The organism is Streptomyces sp. NBC_00193 (assembly GCF_026342735.1).
Lineage (GTDB): Bacteria > Actinomycetota > Actinomycetes > Streptomycetales > Streptomycetaceae > Streptomyces > Streptomyces stoeckheimensis.
On record NZ_JAPEMM010000001.1, the window covers coordinates 2860781 to 2879117 of the forward strand.

Below are 18337 nucleotides of genomic sequence, written 5' to 3' on the forward strand. Positions count from 1 at the left end.
TTCCAAGGGAATTGGGCGCGGGGATCTCCGTGCCCCATTCCCGGATCGCTATCTTCGGCGAATGAATCTCCGCCTGATCGGTATCGGCGCCGGTGTGTTGATCATCTTGTCGCTCCCGCTGGCGGGAGCGATCGCCGGGCCGGATTTCGCCGGTCAGAGCGATGGAAAGGGCGGAGGGCTGCTCTCCACCTTCGGCCTCGGGCACCCGTCCAAGGGCGCCCCGGGGGAATCGGGTCGCGCGGACTCCGAGAACCCCGATACCTCCGGGAACACGGATCACTCTGCCGGCTCGGCCGATTCGGGCGGCTCGGGAGCGAATTCGGCCTCCGGCCGGTCCCGTACGCAGGCCCCCGCCGCGGCGCCGGCCCGCCCGGGCCCGGCCGAGCAGCCGCGTACGGACGCCCGCTGCGGACCCGAACTGTCCTCCCCGCAGGGGGTGGAGGCGCAGACGTGCGTCCTGTCGGGCGAGGGCCGGACGTGGGGGCGCAGCTACTACCGGAACACGAGCGGCCGCGCGCTCGACGCGGTGCTCACGGTGATGGGTCCGGCGGGGCGCACGGTGCAGATCCGCTGCGCGGTCGGCGCGGGCGACGAACCGGGGCTGTGCGAAACGCCGAAGGAGGAGTCGGCCGGGGTTCCGGGGGACTACTCGGCTGTAGCGGAATTTGCAGTTCCGGATGATGAAGGAGCCCTGCTCCTGCGGTCCGGGAGCAACTCACCGGTACCGGGTGACGGTTGAGCGTCACGGAAAATCAAGGGCCCGGTCGCTGGCGACGGGGGATGCACCAGCGACCGGGCTACAAGAACGGTAACAAGAGATCGCCTGTTCGCAAATTCGATCTCTGATATTCGGACAGCGATTTGCAGGCGATTAGCGGGAGTTGTGACACCGATCACCGGTGACCGGTCACCGGTGACGCTCCCGCAGCCCCTCCCCGGGGCCCTCCGGCGACCCTCGTGGCCGGCCCGCGGACGGGCCGGCCACCTGGTCAGCTGAGCGTGACCTGGCGGTTGGTGAGGCCGCCGCGGGCGCGGCGCTCCTCCGTGGTCAGCGGCGCGTCCGTCGCGAGAGCAGCGGCGAGCCGCTCCGCGAGCTCGGCCGCGGGCTTCTCCACGTCCTCGGCCGAGACCCCGGTCGGCAGGTCCCAGACGGGGACCATCAGGCCGTGGGCGCGGAAGGAGCCGACCAGCTTGGTGCCCTCGCCGAGCGAGGACGTGCCGGCGGCGGACAGCCGCGCGAGCGCGTCGAGCAGCTTCTCCTCGGGGTGCGGCATGACCCAGCGCAGGTGGTTCTTGTCCGGGGTCTCGCACCAGTAGGCGGCATCCACGCCGGTCAGCTTGACGGTCGGGATGGCGGCCGCGTTGGCGCGCTCCAGGGAGGCGGCGATCTCCGGGGAAGCGCTCTGGGCGCTCTCCGCTTCCGGAATCCAGAATTCGAACCCGCTGTGGACAACCGGCTCGAAACCGCCGTCCGCGGACAGGAGATCCTGAAGTCGCGGACCCTCGGCCGGAACCCGGCGGGCCGCGACGACGGTGCCGGGCTCGGCCACGAGCGCGCGCTCCAGGGTGTCGGCCATGTCCCGGGCGAGGTCGCCGGTGGTCGAGTCGTTCTGCAGGCCGAGCAGGACGGAGCCGTCCTCACGGCGCAGTGCCGGCGAGGCCAGCGGGAGTACGGTCACCAGCGTGACGGAGGGGACGCCCTCGGGCAGTCCGCCCTTGAGGGTGAGCGGCACGGTCGCGGCGGGGACGAGCTCGCGCAGCGCGACCCAGTCGCACTCGCCGGGCAGGCCCTCGAACGGGCGGGCCACGTGCTCGGTCACGGCGTGCGCGGCGGCCGCGCCGTGGCAGGCCTTGTAACGGCGCCCGGATCCGCAGGGGCAGGGCTCGCGAGCGCCCACCACCGGGATCTCCCCGTTGTTGAGCTGCGGCTTTGCGGACTTCGCGGCGGGGCGCTTCTTGGCCATCGTGGGTGTCTCCCGGTTGCGGCGGTACGGCGTCGGTCTGGGCGCGAGCCTAGCCGTTCGTACCGCCACAACCGGTGGGGTGCGGCCGGGAGCACGGTCGGCGTGCGCTCCCGGACGGCCGCCATCCCTCCACCCGCGGTCGGGGACCGGTCGGATCAGGGATCCAGATCGTCGAAGGCCGTACTGAAATCGATCGCAGGGGGCGCAACGCGCGTAGCGAAATCCTCGTGCCGGGGCCCACAGGCAACGGTCGCCCACACGGTGACCTCACCCGCCGCTCCGTCCCGGACACCCCAGTCCTGGGCCAGGGCGCTGATGATGTTCAGCCCCCGACCGCCCCGCGCGGTGACCGAGGGCTTGGCCGGGAGGGGGCGGGTGGGCCCGCCGCCGTCCGTGACCTCGACCGTCAGCCGCCCCGCCTTGTCGACGCGCCACGACGCGTGTATCCCGCCGTCGCCGATCTCCCGTGAGCCCAGCGGTCTGCCGTGCCGGCAGGCGTTGCTGAGTAGTTCGGAAAGGATCAGAACGGCGTCATCCACGATCGATTCGGACACCCCGCTGATGCGCAGCTGCTCGCGCATCCGGTGCCTCGCCTCGCCCACGCCCGCAGGACCATGGGACACGTCCATGCACGACGACGTGGGCACTTCTTGTGCCACCATCAACGCCACCCCCGGAACCTCCTTAGCCCCACGCATGGTCTGGATGCCCCAATGGCCTGGACCGGAAACCGCCGGACCAGCGCCCTCTGACGCATTCGGGGCGACCGAATGCGGAGCGGATGCGCCGGTGCACACCCCGTAACGGGTGTTACGCGTGGGACGGATGCGCAAAACGGGATGTCAGCGGCCCAGCTGTGACAAAACTTGTCGCGGTCGGTTCGTGATGATCGCTTCCACACCCAGATCAGCGCAGAGCTGAACATCTTCCGGATCGTTCACGGTCCACACGTGAACGGAGTGCCCGGCGGCCTGAAGTTTGCGGATGAAGGCCGGGTGGTTGCGCACGATCCGCATGCCCGGTCCGGCGATCCGTACTCCCGCCGGGAGCCGCCCGTCCCGCATCCGGGGCGAGATGAACTGCATCAGGTAGACGGTCGGGACCGTCGGCGCGGCCGCTCGCATCCGGTGCAGGGAGCGTGCGGAGAAGCTCATCACCCGGACCGGGTGCGGCCCCTCGGCGGGCGGGGCGTCCAGCGCGAAGCGCTTGAGGAGGAAGAGCAGGCGCTCCTCCACCTGTCCGGCCCAGCGGGTCGGGTGCTTCGTCTCGATGGCCAGCTGGACCGGCCGCCCGGCGTCCGCGACCAGCTCCAGCAGGCGCTCCAGGGTGAGCACGGAGGTCCGCTCGGGGTCCGCGTCCCAGTCGGGGGACTCCTCGCGGTCCTTCCACGAGCCGAAGTCGAGGGCGGCCAGGTCGGCCAGCTCCAGGGCGGAGACGGCGCCGCGGCCGTTGGAGGTGCGGTTCACCCGCCGGTCGTGGACCAGGACCAGATGGCCGTCGGCCGTGAGCCGGACATCGCATTCGAGGGCGTCGGCCCCGTCGTCGATGGCCTTGCGGTAGGCGGCCAGCGTGTGTTCGGGGGCATCCTCCGAGGCGCCGCGGTGGGCGACGACCTGGATGGGGCGCGGCGTTGCGTGGGTCACCGGCTCATGGTGCCACCGAGAGGGGTCCGGATGTCGGGGAGAGCCCTGTGGGTGCTTCTGGGGATGCGCCCGAAATGTCGGAGATAAAGGATGGGGGAGACTCACAGGTCCGGCTTACAGTGCTCTGACGGGTCATGGGAAAGGCTTTGCCCAGGAACTTGTACGGCACGTCGAACGTTCAGTCGGACCGATATCGCCCGTATTTCTGAAGCCGTGTGTGACGAGGAGAGAGCGCTGTGAGCACCGAGAACGAGGGCACCGCGGCCCCGACACCCCCCGCGGCCCCGCCCGCACCCCCGGTGGCCGCGCCCGTCGACGCCGCGCCGTCCGTGCCGTCTGGGCCTGCCGCCTCGGCGCCCGTGGAGCCTGTGACGCAGCAGCTGCCGCCGACGCCCGCGCCCGGCGCCGAGCCGACCCAGCAGCTCCCCCAGACCCCGGCGGCGCCGCCTGCGGCGGTGCAGCCCCCGGCCCCGGCCCAGCCCGCCGCGCCCGTCCAGGCTCCGGCCCCGGCTCCCGCTTACGCTGAGAGCCCGGTCCCGCCGGTCACCCCGGCGTACGCCGAGGCCCCTGCCCCTGCTCCGCAGGCGCTGGGCGCCGAGGGCTGGCCTCCCCCGCCGCCCGCGGCCCCCGCGTACGGGGCCGGCGACGGCCACGGCGGTGGCGCCTGGGGCGTGCCCCTGGCCACGGACGGTGCCCCGCAGCCCAAGCGCAAGGGCAAGGGCGGCCTGATCGCCGGCGTGCTCGCGGCGGCGCTCCTCGCAGGCGGCGTCGGCGGCGGCGTCGGCTACTGGGCGGCCAACCGGAGCGACAACGCCTCCGGCTCGACCACGGTCAGCGCCGGCAACACGCCCAAGGACCTCAAGCGCGATGCCGGCTCCGTCGCGGGCCTCGCGGCCGGCGCACTGCCCAGCGTCGTCACCATCGAGGCCTCGGCCGGCGACGGCGAGGGCGGCACCGGCACCGGCTTCGTCTACGACCAGCAGGGCCACATCCTCACGAACAACCACGTGGTCGCCTCCGCGGCCAACGGCGGCAAGCTCAGCGCGACCTTCTCCGACGGCAAGAAGTACGAGGCCGAGGTCGTCGGCCGCGCCCAGGGGTACGACGTGGCCGTCCTCAAGCTGAAGAACCCGCCGTCCGGGCTCAAGCCGCTGCCCCTCGGCGACTCGGACAAGGTCGCCGTCGGGGACTCGACCATCGCGATCGGCGCCCCCTTCGGCCTGTCCAACACGGTCACCACCGGCATCGTCAGCGCCAAGAACCGCCCGGTCGCCTCGGGTGACGGCTCCAGCGGCAAGAACTCGTACATGAGCGCCCTCCAGACGGACGCCTCGATCAACCCGGGCAACTCCGGCGGTCCGCTGCTCGACAGCCGCGGCGCGGTCATCGGCATCAACTCCGCGATCCAGTCGGCCGGCAACGGCGGCTTCGGCGGCGGCCAGGCCGGCTCCATCGGCCTCGGTTTCGCCATCCCGGTCAACCAGGCGAAGAACGTCGCCGAATCGCTGATCAAGACCGGCAAGCCGGTCTACCCGGTGATCTCGGTCTCCGTGGACCTCGCGGCCAAGAGCGACGGCGCGAAGATCTCCGAGACGGGCGCCTCGGCCAACGAGCTGGTCGACCCGAACGGCCCTGCGGGCAAGGCGGGGCTGAAGCCCGGCGACATCATCACCGAGCTCGGCGGCAAGCCGATCGACAGCGGCCCGACCCTGATCAGCGAGATCTGGACGTACAAGCCGGGTGACACGGTGAAGCTGACCTACCTGCGCGGCGGCAAGCCGACCACGGTGGACATCACGCTCGGTTCGCGGGTCGGCGACAAGTAGCGGCGGCTGCCGGACACGGGACAGCTGCCGGACACGGGTCGGCCGCCGCGCGCGGGCCGGCCCGGCGGGCGGCGGCAGGACCAACTGGCTTGATGGTGAGGGGCCGTAGGCGCGATTGTGCCTGCGGCCCCTCCCAACGTCCGCTTATGCTTCGACCGTGTTCGATTCGCGGCACATACGGACGTTCCACGAGGTGGTCGCCTCGGGGTCCTACTCGGCCGCCGCCCGGGTCCTCGGGTACACCCAGCCCGCGATCACCCAGCAGATGAAGGCGCTCGAACGCGCCGTCGGCACCCCGCTGTTCACCCGCGTCGGGCGCCGCATGCAGCTCACCGAGGCCGGGGAGTCCATGGCCCGGCACGCCGAGGCCATCCTCGGCAGCCTCTCCGCCGCCGAGGCCCAGCTGAAGGCCTACGCCCGGCTGCGGACCGGCCGCGTCCGGCTGTGCGGCTTCCCCAGTGCCAACGTCACCCTGGTCCCGGAAGCCCTGAGCAGCCTGGCCAAGGAGCACCCGGGGATCCAGGTCGAGCTGCTGGAGGGGGAGCCCCCGGACTCGCTGCGCCGGCTGGAGCGCGGCGAGTGCGACATCACCCTGGCCTTCACCTATCCCGGCCTGCACGAGGAGGTCCCGGAGGAGGTCGCCGAGGTCAGGCTCATGGAGGACCAGCTGACGGTGCTGCTGCCGACCGGGCACGCGCTGGCCCGCAGGCGGGCCGTGCACCTCGCAGACCTCTCCGAGGAGCGGTGGATCGCCGGCTGCCCGCGCTGCCGGGCCAACCTGCTGCACGAATGCGCGGGGCTCGGCTTCGTCCCCGACATCCGGTTCGCCACCGACGACAACCTGGTGGTCCAGAGCCTGGTCGCACAGGGCCTGGGCGTGGCCATGATGCCCGCGCTGGTGCTGCCCTCGCTCTCGCTGAGCAAGGTGTGCGGGCGGGCCCTGCTGCCGGCCGCCCGCCGTCACATCGCCGCACACGTGTACCGCGACCACCTACGGGTCCCGGCGACGGCGGTCGTGCTGGAAGCCCTGAAGCAGGCGGCCTCGAACCGCGTCGGCTGCTGAACCGGCCCGCAGACGGATCCAGCTCGGACCCCAACCCATAAGCCGGACTTGGGATTTGAGCTCATAACTGTCGTTGGACGTGATGGGTGGGCTCCTCGACGCTCCCCTTATGACCACCACCACGCCGGCCCGCACGACCGCGAGGATGGCCGCCCTCGTCAGTGAGATCCGTACGGTCGTGGACCGGGGGATGGCCCCCGATCTGACCGCCTACCTGGTCGGCGAACGCCTCGCCCCGCACCTGGGGACGCCGGGTCTGCTCACCCCCGAGCAGCGCGAGGGGCACGCCGACCGCTACCGGCAGCACGTCCTGCACGCGGAGCCGGACGGCAGTTTCTCCGTGGTGGCCCTGGTGTGGCTCCCGGGCCAGGAGACCGCGGTCCACGACCACGTCTCGTGGTGCGTGGCCGGGGTGCACGAGGGCGAGGAGAGCGAGCTCCGCTATCGCCTCGTCCCCGCCACGGCCACCACGGGAGCCCGGCTGGTGGCGACCGAGCACGTGGTCAACGGCCCGGGTGACGTCTGCGGGTTCGCCCCGCCCGGCGACATCCACAAGGTCCGCAACTCCTGTCGTACGAAGGCGATATCCCTGCACGTCTACGGGGCCGACGTCGTACGCCTGGGCAGCAGTGTCCGCCGCGTCTACACGCTCCCGACCGACTGATGGCCCTGCTCAACCGCCCCGTGCGCGGGGCGGGATCGCCGGTTCCGGTCGATGTTTCACGTGAAACATCGTCATCGTGGCCCGGGTTGGGCCTCGCGGCGGCCGGAGTCCTGGTGGCCTGGTCGGTGCACCGGCTGGTGCCCTGGGCGCCGATGCTGACGGTGTCGGTGGTGCTCGGCATCGCCGCGGCGCACCTCCCCGGCCTACGGGGCTTCGTACGGGGACCCGCGCGGCCGGGCCTCTCCCTGGCCGGGCGTCGCCTGATGCGGATCGGCATCGTCCTGCTGGGCCTGGCACTGGGGCTGGACGAGGTGCTCCGGCTGGGCTGGGCCACCGTGGCGATGGTGGCCGGGGTGGTGGCGGCGACCTTCTTCGGCACCCTCTGGCTCGGCCGGCGGCTCGGACTCCCCGGGGACCAGCCGTTGCTGATCGCCACCGGGTACTCGATCTGCGGGGCCTCGGCCATCGGGGCCGTCAGCCAGGTGTCGGGCAGTGACGAGGAGGACGTGGCCTCCTCGGTGGCCCTGGTCACCCTGTGCGGGACCCTCGCCATCGCGGTGCTCCCGCTCCTCCAGTCCCCCCTCGGCCTCTCCGACCCGGACTTCGGCCGCTGGGTGGGTGCGAGCGTCCACGACGTCGGGCAGGTGGTGGCGACCGCCCAGACGGCCGGCCCCGGCGCCCTCGGTGAAGCGGTGCTGGTCAAGCTGATGCGCGTGGCGCTGTTGGCCCCGCTGGTCGCGGCGGTGGCCTTCTCGGTACGGGCCCGCCGGCGCGGAGTGCGCACGTCCTCGGGGCGCCGCCCGGCTCCGGTGCCGCTGTTCGTGGCCGGGTTCCTCGCCGCGGCCGCGCTGCGCGCCACCGGGGTACTGCCCGACGTAGCGCTGGAAGGGGCGCACACCGCGCAGGAACTGCTGCTGGACGCTGCCCTGTTCGGCCTGGGCAGCGCGGTCCATCTGCCCACGCTGTCCCGTACCGGCGGCCGGGCCGCCCTCCTGGGTCTCGCGGCCTGGGTGGTGGTGGCCGGAGCCTCGTATGCGGGCGTTCTCCTCACCACCTGACCGGAGTTGGCCAATTCCTGGCCGGAACCGACCGAACGTTCCGACTGCTGCCTGACATCTCGTTCCCGGCGTGCCACTCTGCCCCCGATCCGCACCGACAACTCTTCATCCGGGCACGGCAGAAGGAGTCATGCGTGAATCGCCATCGGACAGCCATATCGGTTCTGCTCGCGACGGGCGCCCTGCTCGCGGGTGCGTTGACGGCGGCCTCCCCCTCGGCCGCCGTACAGCGCCCCGCCTCCCCGGGCTCCTGGTCGGCCGAGCGGATGCGGGCCGCCACCCCGCTGGACATCACGGCCGCCCCGGGCGCGAGTGCCCGTACGGCGCCCACCACGGCCGAGCACCCCACGACGATCGCCCCGACCCCCGCGAGTTCCTCCCCCACGGCCTCCCTCAAGGCCTCACCCGCGGCCTTCCCCCAGCCGGGCGGCGCCTGGACATCCGGCGGCGCGGTGGTCAAAACCTCGGGCCGGGTCTTCTTCACCTTCAACGGGAAGAGCGCCTCCTGCTCGGGCGACTCGATCACCAGCGCCAACGGCAGCACGGTGATCACCGCCGGCCACTGCGTGAAGTACCAGGGCGCCTGGCACACCGACTGGATCTTCGTCCCGGGCTACGACAACGGGAACGCGCCCTACGGGCAGTGGAGGGCCACCAAGACCTTCGCGACCGACCAGTGGGTGGCGAGCGAGGACATGAACATGGACGTCGGCCTGGCGGTCGTCGCCCCGCTGAACGGCCGGACGCTCAGCCAGACCGTCGGAGCCCAGGGCATCGTGTTCAACGGTGGCTACAACAAGAAGATGTACGCCTTCGGCTTCCCGGCGGCGGCCCCGTACGACGGCACCAAGCTCGTCTACTGCAGCGGCAACAGCGGCAAGGACTTCCTGCTGACCAAGGACCACAGCCTGCCGTGCAACATGACCGGCGGCTCCAGCGGCGGCCCCTGGTTCCAGGACTTCAACGAGGCGACCGGTCTGGGCACCCAGGTCTCGGTGAACAGCTTCGGCTACACGTTCCTCCCGAACCGGATGTACGGCCCGTACTTCGGCAACGAGGCGAAGGCGGCCTACGACAAGGCCCAGACCGCCTGACCTCCCGAAAATCCCCAGCGCCGCCCACCCCAGCCGCCCGGTACTCTGTACCGGCCAGGTGGGTTGCCCGAGCGGCCTAAGGGAACGGTCTTGAAAACCGTCGTGGCGCGAGTCACCGTGGGTTCAAATCCCACACCCACCGCACCAGGCAGGGCCAAGGCCCAGCCCGGAAGGGGTGCCACCGACCAGGTGGCACCCCTTCTGCGTTCTCCCCGGGCGTGCGCACACCGTCCGATGGATCAGTAGTCCTTGAGGGTGATGGAGTTCGCGGCCTTCTGGATCGGCTCCATGACCTTGGCCATCATGCGCTGCTTGCCCGGCAGGCGGCCCAGGAGGGAGAGCATGGTCAGCTGGATCGAGATCTGGCGCTTGGTCCGCATGACCATGTGCTTGATGTTCGAGGGGCCGAGCTTCTGGTTCTCCTCCGCGAAGCTGCGCATCTCGCGTTCGTAGCCCGCGAAGCCGGCCAGGTGGTCGCCGCCGGCCGCCGCGAGCTCGCCCGCCAGGACGTAGGCACCGACCAGGGCCAGGCTGGTGCCCTGGCCGGAGGCGGGCGAGGCGCAGTACGCGGAGTCGCCGACCAGGGTGGTGCGGCCCTTGGACCAGTGGTCCAGGTGGGCCTGGCTGAGGGAGTCGAAGTAGAAGTCCGGGGCCTCGTCAAGGGCCGCGAGGAGCCGGGGCACCTCCCAGGCCTCGCCCGCGTACGCCTCCACCAGCAGCTTCTTCTGCTGGGAGACGTCGTGCCGGTCGTAATCCAGCGGCCCCGAGGTGAAGAGGAACATCGCCTTCGCGCCGGTGTCCTTGGCGGTGCTGTACGTCAGGGCCGTGCGCAGGGGGAGACGTAGGTCAGCTCCCAGCGGTCGAGGTCGAGGTGGTTGGGGACGCTGTAGATCGAGACGTAGTAGCCGAGGTCCCGGATGAAGCGCTCCTCGGGTCCGAAGGCCAGCGCCCGGGTGTTGGAATGCAGCCCGTCGGCGCCGACGACCAGGTCGAAGACGCGGCGCTCACCGCCGTCGAGCTCCACCTCGATGCCGTCCGCGGTCTCCGTGGCGGAGGCGATGGAGGCGCCGAAGAGGTACTCGACACCGTCGGCTCCGTCGACGGTGAGGTCGTAGAGGATCCGGTTCAGGTCGCCGCGCAGGATCTCCGCGTCGTGGCCCGCGCGGCCGCCGAAGGTGTCACCGTCGAGCGTCGCCACCCGCTTGCCCGCCGCGTTGACGATGGAGCCGCCCTGGACGTCGGTCCGCTGGGCGCGGACGGTGTCGAGGACCCCGGCGCGGGACACCACGTCGAGCGCGGCACCGCGGATGTCGATCTTGTAGCCGCCCTCCCGGAGGACGGAGGCGCGCTCGACCACGGTCGGTCGGAAACCGTGGTGGCGCAGCCAGTGGGCCAGGGCGGTGCCCGCGATGCCTGCATCCGATATCAGTACGTTTCGGTTCTGCATGGAACTAGGTCCCCCGACCATGAGAAGAAGATCCGCCGCGCTGTGGTGGAGCATGGTGCGCGAGCTGAGCCGATGTCAACAGCCGTCTGTGGAAGGGGAGATGGCGATCTTGCGGTGAAAGTCCCGGCCGGGCTCGCGCGAGGTTTCAGGGGATCGAAATTATGCGATTAGCCCCTTTGAGTGGTGTTTGTCGGAAGATCGGCGCGGGGCGTGGAGGCGCTCCGCTTGCGCCCGCATCATGACGAATGTATTCAGATCCGCCCGTCGGAACATTGCGAAACGAGGGACCCGTCATGGCTCACCGCAGCACCATCACGTCGATCTGGACCACCGTCCTTGCGGCCCTCGTGGCCCTCCTCGCCTCCCTCGGCTTCGGCGGCAAGGCCGCCCAGGCCGCCGCCACCCCGCTCTCCTCCTCCCCCGCCGCCGCCCCCGCGGCCGTCGCGGCGCACCGGCCGGCCTTCATGGCCCGACGGACCTGGAGGGCGATGATGCGCGGTGGTTCGCTCCCGCCCACCATCAAGCAGCGCATCCGCGCCGAGGCGCACGGCAAGACCCCGTCCGTCCGCCGCTCCACCACCGCCCTGTCCGCCGGTTCGGGAACCGGGTCCGGGTCCGGGTCCGAGTTCGGGGTGGACGACAGCGTCCGTAGCGCCGCGATTGCCGCAGCGGTCCGCGTCGGAGCCGCTCGCCGGGAGATGGCCCTCGCCGCGTAGTGCGCGGCACGGAGCACTCGTACCGCACGCAGACGCGGCACCCGTCGACCGCAGGACTCGTCGACCGCAGGGCCCGTCGACCGCAGGGCCCGTCGACTGAAGGACCCGTCGACCGTAGGACCCGTAGATCTCAGGATCCGTTGATCGCAGGACGCAGTGCGCGCAGGTGCAAGGTGTAGGGCCCAGTGCGCGGCGCCCGGACGCAGGACACGGCAGGACGCGGCGGGACCCAGTACCCAGGACTCAGTACCAGGAGTACCCGCCACCCAGTACGCAGGAGCACGCAGCAGCAAGGCAGCAGAACACGAGAGCAACGCAACGCAGCGCAGCGCAGCGCAGGCGCTTGAGCCCGGTCGGTCGGTGTGAGCAGGCCGCGACCGCGGATCGTGCCGTGAAGGTGCCCCGGAGCGGGGCACAGAGGGAACGCCCCGGCGAGCGCCGGGGGCGTGCAGGGGGCGTGAAGCTTGGCAGCGCAGGGCCGCAGGCCCGGGAGACGGTGGGGTTCCCGGACGGCGCGGCCCTTTTCGGCATGTCCGGGGCCGGCCGTTTTGGCGGAACGGTTCGCCCCTTGCCCGGCAGGGGTTTCAGCGGGTCTCGACGCGCTGACCTGGGGCGCCGGGGGCGCGCATGGGGTTTATCCGATGTTGGTCATGCTTGCGGGGGAATCGAGGGCTCCGGGGTGGTTCGCCGGGGATTCGGTGGGCAACTCTGGTCTCGCGACGTCGTCACCACACGGAAAGACCGAGGCGGTCGGCCAACTGCCTTGGAGTAAACCCCACTTCGGTTTTCTGGAGGATACAGACATGGCAAGCATCCGTACCGCCCGCGTCATCGCCGCCGTCGCCGCTCTCCCCCTCGCCGTCGCCCTCTTCGGCGGGGTGGCATCGGCCGACAACGGCTCCTTCGCGAACGACGGATCGAATGCGAGCGTCGCCAGCATCATCGGCAGCGGCGTGGGTGGCAACAACCACGGCAACTCCTCCACCTCGCAGCAGGTGGCCACCGGATCCGGCGCGTCCAACCAGAACAACACCGCGCAGGTCAACGGCTCGGCCTTCACCGCGATCGAACAGCACAACTCCACCGTCGCCGTGAACTTCTACCCCTGGTGGTAGTGGCGGCCTGAGCCGCACCGACTCTTGAGGGCGCCTGCGCGACCGGACCGGCTGGGGTCCGGTAGTGCGGGCGCCCTCGGGCGTTCCGGGCCCTCCGTCACAGTGCCCCGGCCTTGACATCCACCTGGAATCTGACGGACAGTCAGCTCCACGTGATGATGTGATGCCGGGAGGCCAGCGCCGTGCACCTCGCCCCGACCGAAGGCCAGTTGCGGCTCCGTTCCGAGCTGCGGGAGTACTTCGGAAACCTGCTGCCGGACGGGGTGCCCGAGGACCCCGCCGAGCAGCGCGCACTACTGCGCCGAATAGGCGCCGACGGACTCCTCGGCCTCGGCTGGCCCGTCGAGTACGGAGGCCAGGGCCGCGGCCCGGACGAGCAGTTCGTGTTCTTCGACGAGGCCTACCGGGCCGGCGCCCCCGTCTCCATGGTCACCCTCAACACCGTCGGCCCGACCCTGATGAAGTACGGGACGCAGGAGCAGAAGGACTACTTCCTGCCCCGGATCCTCAAGGGCGAACTCGTCTTCGCCATCGGCTACTCCGAGCCGGAGGCGGGCACCGACCTCGCCTCCCTGCGCACCAGGGCCGTCCGCGACGACCAGGGCTGGCTGATCGACGGCCAGAAGATCTTCACTTCCAACGCCCAGAACGCCGACTGGATCTGGCTCGCCTGCCGCACCGACCCGGAGGCCCCCAAGCACAAGGGCATCTCCATCATCCTGGTGCCCACCGACGACCCCGGCTTCTCCTGGACCCCGATCGACACCGTCGGCGGCCTGACCACGACCGCCACGTACTACGACTCCATCCGCGTGCCCGCCGGCAACCTCGTCGGCCCCGAGCACGGCGGCTGGGGCCTGATCACCAACCAGCTCAACCACGAACGCGTCGCCCTCGCCGCCATCGGCATGCAGGCCGAGGACTTCTACCGGGGCGCCCTCGACCACGCCCGCACCCCCGACCCGGTCACCGGCGAGCGTCCCGCCGACCGCCCCTGGGTGCAGTCGCGGCTCGCCGAGGCCCATGCGCGCCTCGCCGCCGTACGACTCCTCAACTGGCGCCTAGTCCAGGACGTCGGCGCCGGCACCCTGGCCCCGGGCGACGCGAGCGGCGTGAAGTTCCTGGGCACCGAGTCCACCGTCGAGGTGTACCGGATCTGCCAGGAGGTGGTGGGGGAGGAGGCGCTCGTCCGGGGGCCCGGCCCCGAGGTCTTCGCGGGCGGGGAGCTGGAGCGGATGAACAGGGCCGCCCAGATCAACACCTTCGGGGGCGGCGTCAGCGAGGTCCAACGGGAGATCGTCGCCATGATGCGGCTCGGTATGAAGGGAAGGAAGCGATGACCGCCACGCCCGCCACCGGAACATCGGAAGCGGAGACGGAAGCAGCCGCGGAGGCAGCGCGCTTCCACACCCTCCTCGCGTCCTTCGAAGGGCAGCCCGCCGCCACCGCCGGCCAGGGCAAGGACGCGGTCAACGAGCCGATGATCCGCCACTGGTGCGAGGCGATGGGCGATGCCAACCCCGCCTACACCGGCCCGGACGCCATCGCCCCGCCCACCATGCTCCAGGCGTGGACGCTGGGCGGACTCTCCGGCCACGGCGACCGCTCCTCGGCCTACGACGAGCTCCTCGCACTGCTCGACGGCGCGGGCTGCACCTCCGTCGTCGCCACCGACTGCGAGCAGGAGTACCTGAGGCCGCTGCGCCCCGGCGACGCGATCACCTTCGACGCCGTCATCGAGTCGGTGTCGCCGCGCAAGACCACCAAGCTCGGCACGGGACACTTCGTGACCACCCGCATGGACGTCCACGCCAACGGCGAACCGGCCGGGACCCACCGCTTCCGGATCCTCAAGTACGCCCCGGCGGCGAAGAAGCCCACCGCGCCGGGAGGGTCCACCGAGCCGAGCCGGTCCACCGAGCAGGCCAAGAAGAAGCCCGCCCAGCGCCCCCGCCCCGTGATCAACCGCGACAACCAGGGCTTCTGGGACGGCGTCCGCGCGCACAAGCTCCTGATCCAGCGCTGCACCGCCTGCGCGACGCTCCGCTTCCCCTGGCTCCCCGGCTGCAACACCTGCGGGAGCCCGGACTGGGACACGGTCGAGGCGTCCGGGGCAGGCACGGTGTTCAGTTACGTGGTCATGCACCATCCGCCCTTCCCCGCCTTCGACCCGCCCTACGCGGTGGCGCTCGTCGAGCTCGCCGAAGGGGTCCGGATGGTCAGCAACATCACCGGCGTCCCGTACGACAAGGTCCGCATCGGGCTGCCCGTGCACCTGGAGTTCCTGCGCGTGGACGAGGAACTGGAACTGCCCGTCTTCCGGGGGAGCGAGGCCTGATGGACTTCCACCCCACCGAGGAACAGGCCGCCGCGGCCGGACTCGCCGCCCAGATCTTCGGCGACCTCGCCACCCACGACCGCCTCGGCGCCGCCGGCACCGGCAGTGACGCCGAGCTGTGGAAGGCCCTCACCACCGCCGGGCTGACCGCCGCCGTCGAGGACGTCGGCCTGCTCGGCCTGGTGCTCCTGCTGGAGGAACAGGGCCGCACGACCGCGCAGGTCCCGTACGCCGTCACGTGCGTGTACGGGATCCTCGCCCTGACCCGGCACGGCACCGACGAGCAGCGTGCCCGGCTGCTCCCCGCGCTGAGTTCCGGAGACGCGGTCGCCACCGGGGCCTTCCCGGACCGCGGCCGGATCACCGCTTCGCCGGACGGCCGGCTCACCGGCGGAGCCCCCGCCGTGCCCTGGCTGCGCGAGGCCACGCACGTCCTGGTCCCGGACGGGACGGGAGCCCTGTGGCTCGTACGGACGGACGGGCCCGGGGTGCGTACGGAGCCGGTGGAGACCACCGCGCCCTGGTCGGCGGGCCGCCTGACCCTGACCGGCGCCGAGGCGGAACGGGTCGGAGGGGAGGGCGCCCACGCGGACGTACTGGCCGTCGCCCGGACCGCCTTCGCCGGCCTCCAGGCAGGGGTCTGCGCGGGCTCGCTGGCCCGCGCCGTGGAGTACACCTCCACCCGCGAGCAGTTCGGCCGGCCGCTCTCCACCAACCAGGGGGTCATGCTGCGCGCGGCCGACGCCTACATGGACACCGAGGCGATACGGGTCACCGCGTACGAGGCGGCCTGGCGCATGGACGAGGGACTCCCGGCGGGCGAGCACGCGCTGACGGCGGCCTGGTGGGCCTCGGAAGCGGGCAAACGGGTCGTCCACGCGGGCCAGCACCTGCACGGCGGCATGGGCGCCGACCTCGACCACCCGGTCCACCGGCACTTCCTGTGGGGACGCCAGCTCGACGCGTACCTGGGCTGCGGCAGCGAACTGCTGGCCGAGCTGGGCGCGGTCCTGTCCGACGACGCACCCGAAGGGGACGCCGCATGAACATCGGCGACACACTGCCGCCGCTGGAGATACCGGTCACCCGCACCCTGATCGTCGCGGGCGCGATCGCCTCCCGCGACTACCAGGACGTGCACCACGACGCGGTGCTCGCGCGGGAGAAGGGCTCCCCGGACATCTTCATGAACATCCTGACGACCAACGGCCTGGTCGGCCGGTACATCACCGACCACCTCGGCCCGCGCGCGGTCCTGCGCAAGGTGGCGATCCGCCTCGGCGCCCCGAACTACCCCGGCGACACCATGACGCTGACCGGGACCGTCACCGCCCTGGACGGGGACACCGTGGAGATCCGCGTGGTCGGCGCCAACGGCATCGGCCACCACGTCACCGGCACGGTCACCGTCACGCTGGACACCACGCCGGACACCACGCCGGACGGCCCCGGCACCCCGGAGGGCACGGCATGAGCGTCCGCACCCGCGACCAGCTCGGCGGCCGCGCCGCCATCGCCGGCATCGGCGCGACCGAGTTCTCCAAGGACTCCGGCCGCAGTGAGCTCAAGCTGGCCGTCGAAGCCGTGCACGCGGCCCTCGACGACGCCGGGCTCACCCCCGCCGACGTGGACGGCATGGTCACCTTCACGATGGACACCAGCCCCGAGATCACCGTCGCCCAGGCGGCCGGCATCGGGGACCTCTCCTTCTTCTCCCGCATCCACTACGGCGGCGGCGCCGCCTGCGCCACCGTCCAGCAGGCCGCCCTCGCCGTCGCCACCGGGGTCGCCGAGGTCGTGGTCTGCTACCGCGCCTTCAACGAACGCTCAGGCCGCCGCTTCGGCTCCGGCGTCCAGCAGCGCGAGCCCTCGGCGGAGGGTGCGGCGCTCGGCTGGTCGCTGCCCTGGGGGCTGCTCACCCCGGCCTCCTGGGTGGCCATGACGGCCCAGCGCTACCTGCACGCCTACAACCTGACGCCGGAGGCCTTCGGCCACGTCGCGGTCACCGACCGACGGCACGCGGCGAACAATCCGGCCGCCTACTTCTACGGCAAGCCCATCACCCTCGCCGACCACGCGGCCTCGCGCTGGATCGTCGAGCCGCTGCGGCTGCTCGACTGCTGCCAGGAGACGGACGGCGGCCAGGCCATCGTCGTCACCACCGCCGAGCGGGCCCGCGACCTGCGGCAGAAGCCCGCCGTGATCACGGCGGCGGCGCAGGGCGCGGGCCGCCGCCAGGAGGCCATGTCCTCCTTCTACCGGGACGGCCTCACCGGGCTCCCGGAGATGGACGTGGTCGCCCGCCAGCTGTGGCGGACCAGCGGACTGCGGCCCTCGGACATCGACGTCGGCATCCTCTACGACCACTTCACGCCGTTCGTGCTGATGCAGCTGGAGGAGTTCGGCTTCTGCGCGCCGGGCGAGGCTGCCGATTTCGTGGCCGCGGACGCGCTGCCGCTCAACACCCACGGAGGCCAGCTCGGGGAGGCGTACCTGCACGGCATGAACGGCATCGCCGAGGCGGTCCGCCAGCTGCGCGGCACCTCCGTGAACCAGGTTTCCGGGGCCGCCCACGCCCTGGTCACAGCCGGTACCGGGGTCCCGACCTCCGGCCTGATCCTGGGCGCGGACGGCTGAAGAGCCCCTTGTGGAAGCCCCGCCTCCTCCACCTTCAGGAGGTGGGGCGGGCCTCCGTCCTACAACCTGAGACGGATCCCGCTTCGGCACTTGCGGCCGATCCCATCGGGCCGCGCCGCTCCTAGCGTGGAGGCATGACCACGCCTGTGTGCACGCTCGCCTCGAATCCGACGCCGTACCCGTCGTTCTCGGCGTACGTCCGGACCCGCGGCACGGTCCTGATGCGCACCGCGCGCTCGCTCACCGCCAACCCCTGCGATGCCGAGGACCTCCTCCAGACGGCGCTGGCCAAGACCTACGTCGCGTGGGACCGCATCGAGGACCACCGCGCCCTGGACGGGTACGTCCGCCGGGCCCTGGTCAACACCCGCACCAGCCAGTGGCGCAAGCGCAAGGTCGACGAGTTCGTCTGCGACGAGCTTCCCGAGGCCGACGAGCCGCCGGCCGCCGACCCCGCCGAGGCGCAGGCACTGCGCGACGCGATGTGGCGCGCGGTGACCCGGCTGCCCGACCGGCAGCGGGCGATGGTTGTCCTGCGCTACTACGAGGACCTGAGCGAGGCCCAGACCGCCGAGCTGCTCGGCGTCTCCGTGGGCACCGTCAAGAGCGCCGTCTCCCGGGCGCTGGTCAAGCTCCGCGAGGACCCGGAACTGACCCCCGTCCGCTGAGTGCCGCCCCGCCCGGCCGATGTTTCACGTGAAACAACGCCGTGTTTCTACTCTTGGGTAGTGACATGCCGACCGGTACGTGCGCAGAATCGCAGCATCCGTAG

General features: G+C 71.6%; 18 protein-coding genes, 1 tRNA gene and 1 pseudogene. 15 read left to right on the top strand and 5 right to left on the bottom strand.

Annotated features, from left to right (window positions below; all coding sequences use genetic code 11):
* The first annotated feature begins 61 nt into the window (after positions 1-61).
* Positions 62-739, top strand: a complete 678-nt coding sequence (locus OG898_RS12605; RefSeq protein WP_250738558.1) for a hypothetical protein — start codon at positions 62-64, stop codon at positions 737-739.
* Positions 740-989: 250 nt separating this feature from the next.
* On the opposite strand, the gene OG898_RS12610 is transcribed toward OG898_RS12605, so the two are convergent.
* From OG898_RS12610 to OG898_RS12620, 3 genes and pseudogenes are all read right to left on the bottom strand, one after another.
* Positions 990-1964 (bottom strand): DUF5926 family protein, encoded by a 975-nt coding sequence (locus OG898_RS12610; RefSeq protein WP_250738557.1) that lies wholly within the window; start codon positions 1962-1964, stop codon positions 990-992.
* A 155-nt stretch (positions 1965-2119) separates the two neighbouring features.
* A pseudogene (locus OG898_RS12615) lies at positions 2120-2721 on the bottom strand (ATP-binding protein).
* Positions 2722-2806: 85 nt separating this feature from the next.
* Positions 2807-3607: a glycerophosphodiester phosphodiesterase gene (locus tag OG898_RS12620; RefSeq protein ID WP_250738556.1), complete on the bottom strand. Its 801-nt coding sequence runs from the start codon at positions 3605-3607 to the stop codon at positions 2807-2809.
* 236 nt (positions 3608-3843) lie between these two features.
* Here OG898_RS12620 and OG898_RS12625 point away from each other — a divergent pair, with 236 nt between their 5' ends.
* The 6 genes from OG898_RS12625 to OG898_RS12650 all read left to right on the top strand — a co-directional run bounded on the left by OG898_RS12625 (position 3844) and on the right by OG898_RS12650 (position 9454).
* A complete protein-coding gene (locus OG898_RS12625) occupies positions 3844-5433 on the top strand; it encodes a S1C family serine protease (RefSeq protein ID WP_250738555.1) in 1590 nt (529 codons plus the stop codon).
* A gap of 157 nt (positions 5434-5590) precedes the next feature.
* Positions 5591-6496 (top strand): LysR family transcriptional regulator, encoded by a 906-nt coding sequence (locus OG898_RS12630; RefSeq protein ID WP_250738554.1) that lies wholly within the window; start codon positions 5591-5593, stop codon positions 6494-6496.
* A gap of 109 nt (positions 6497-6605) precedes the next feature.
* Positions 6606-7160, top strand: a complete 555-nt coding sequence (locus OG898_RS12635; RefSeq protein ID WP_266956800.1) for a cysteine dioxygenase family protein — start codon at positions 6606-6608, stop codon at positions 7158-7160.
* Positions 7160-8218 (top strand): YeiH family protein, encoded by a 1059-nt coding sequence (locus OG898_RS12640; protein WP_266956802.1) that lies wholly within the window; start codon positions 7160-7162, stop codon positions 8216-8218. Before OG898_RS12635 ends, OG898_RS12640 begins: the two co-directional genes overlap by 1 nt.
* Positions 8219-8352: 134 nt before the next feature.
* Positions 8353-9312, top strand: a complete 960-nt coding sequence (locus OG898_RS12645; RefSeq protein WP_266956804.1) for a serine protease — start codon at positions 8353-8355, stop codon at positions 9310-9312.
* 57 nt (positions 9313-9369) lie between these two features.
* Positions 9370-9454, top strand: a tRNA-Ser gene (locus tag OG898_RS12650).
* A 97-nt stretch (positions 9455-9551) separates the two neighbouring features.
* Here OG898_RS12650 and OG898_RS12655 read toward each other — a convergent pair.
* A complete protein-coding gene (locus tag OG898_RS12655; protein ID WP_266956806.1) occupies positions 9552-10094 on the bottom strand; it encodes an FAD-dependent monooxygenase in 543 nt (180 codons plus the stop codon).
* 35 nt (positions 10095-10129) lie between these two features.
* Positions 10130-10759: an FAD-dependent monooxygenase gene (locus OG898_RS12660; RefSeq protein WP_266956808.1), complete on the bottom strand. Its 630-nt coding sequence runs from the start codon at positions 10757-10759 to the stop codon at positions 10130-10132.
* Between the two features lie 293 nt (positions 10760-11052).
* On the opposite strand from OG898_RS12660, the gene OG898_RS12665 reads away from it, so the two are divergent.
* The 8 genes from OG898_RS12665 to OG898_RS12700 all read left to right on the top strand — a co-directional run bounded on the left by OG898_RS12665 (position 11053) and on the right by OG898_RS12700 (position 18233).
* Positions 11053-11475, top strand: a complete 423-nt coding sequence (locus OG898_RS12665; RefSeq protein ID WP_266956810.1) for a DUF6344 domain-containing protein — start codon at positions 11053-11055, stop codon at positions 11473-11475.
* An 803-nt stretch (positions 11476-12278) separates the two neighbouring features.
* Positions 12279-12590, top strand: coding sequence for a hypothetical protein (locus OG898_RS12670; RefSeq protein ID WP_250738547.1), 312 nt, complete (start codon positions 12279-12281; stop codon positions 12588-12590).
* 182 nt (positions 12591-12772) lie between these two features.
* Positions 12773-13930, top strand: coding sequence for an acyl-CoA dehydrogenase family protein (locus tag OG898_RS12675; protein WP_250738546.1), 1158 nt, complete (start codon positions 12773-12775; stop codon positions 13928-13930).
* Entirely contained in the window at positions 13927-14928 is a 1002-nt protein-coding gene (locus OG898_RS12680; RefSeq protein ID WP_250738545.1) for a bifunctional MaoC family dehydratase N-terminal/OB-fold nucleic acid binding domain-containing protein, read from the top strand. Before OG898_RS12675 ends, OG898_RS12680 begins: the two co-directional genes overlap by 4 nt.
* A complete protein-coding gene (locus OG898_RS12685; protein ID WP_250738544.1) occupies positions 14928-15974 on the top strand; it encodes an acyl-CoA dehydrogenase family protein in 1047 nt (348 codons plus the stop codon). Before OG898_RS12680 ends, OG898_RS12685 begins: the two co-directional genes overlap by 1 nt.
* Positions 15971-16402, top strand: coding sequence for a MaoC family dehydratase (locus OG898_RS12690; protein WP_266956814.1), 432 nt, complete (start codon positions 15971-15973; stop codon positions 16400-16402). The genes OG898_RS12685 and OG898_RS12690 overlap by 4 nt, the downstream gene beginning before the upstream one ends.
* Positions 16399-17565 carry a lipid-transfer protein gene (locus tag OG898_RS12695; protein ID WP_250738542.1) on the top strand — a complete coding sequence of 389 codons (1167 nt, stop codon included), beginning with the start codon at positions 16399-16401 and terminating at the stop codon, positions 17563-17565. The genes OG898_RS12690 and OG898_RS12695 overlap by 4 nt, the downstream gene beginning before the upstream one ends.
* Positions 17566-17699: 134 nt before the next feature.
* On the top strand, positions 17700-18233 hold the full coding sequence (locus tag OG898_RS12700; RefSeq protein WP_250738541.1) for a SigE family RNA polymerase sigma factor: 534 nt from the start codon (positions 17700-17702) through the stop codon (positions 18231-18233).
* Positions 18234-18337: the final 104 nt, after the last annotated feature.